Genomic DNA, 658 nt, shown 5'->3' with positions numbered 1-658 from the left:
CCATGGCCACGGCCACGATGGTGAGCACGAGAAGGGCCACGAGAACGGCCATGGCCACGGCCACGATGGTGAGCACGAGAAGGGCCACGAGAACGGCCACGGCCACGGCCACGATGGTGAGCACGAGAAGGGCCACGAGAACGGCCACGGCCACGGCCACGATGGTGAGCACGAGAACGGCCACGAGAACAGCCACGTCTCGCGGCCTCTCCCCGCAGAGCACGCCGGCCACAGTGGAGGTGGGTTGGCCCACACTGGAGCTCCGATCAAGGCAGCCGGGCTCTCTGCAAGCGCTCTGCTGGGGGTGGGCGCATTCCTGCTGCGCTGCGGAAAGGCCCGCAGGCGCCGGGAAGTTGCCGGCCCGCAGGGCGCGGCAGTGAACAGCTGAGCACCGACTGACCAGGGACTAGTCAGCCCAGCGGTGGTAGGGGAACCTCCAGTTCCCCTGCCACCATTCTTTACTGATAAACCAAAATAATACTGGAAAGTTCGCCTGACGGTCGGACAGGAGGTCCCGTTCGGGTAATCTTCCGGCAGTTCAGATCAGGGACGTTTCAAAGCAATGCCGCGAAGTTACGGCTGCTGCGGCGCTGTCAAGCGGTTCGTTGAAGCTGGTCCCAGCGGGCAGGGCTCCTGCTAGGAGAGGAAGTCGACCAAG

General features: G+C 64.4%; 1 protein-coding gene. It reads right to left on the bottom strand.

The annotated features are described in order from the left end of the window. On the bottom strand, positions 1 to 196 hold a 196-nt coding region (locus tag UK12_RS32895), incomplete at its 3' end, for a hypothetical protein (protein WP_197085371.1). Between the last annotated feature and the right edge of the window lie 462 nt (positions 197 to 658).

This window comes from Saccharothrix sp. ST-888 (genome assembly GCF_000955975.1).
GTDB lineage: Bacteria > Actinomycetota > Actinomycetes > Streptomycetales > Streptomycetaceae > Kitasatospora.
Note: the sequence above shows the minus strand (reverse complement) of the source record. Positions and strands in the feature narration are given on the sequence as shown.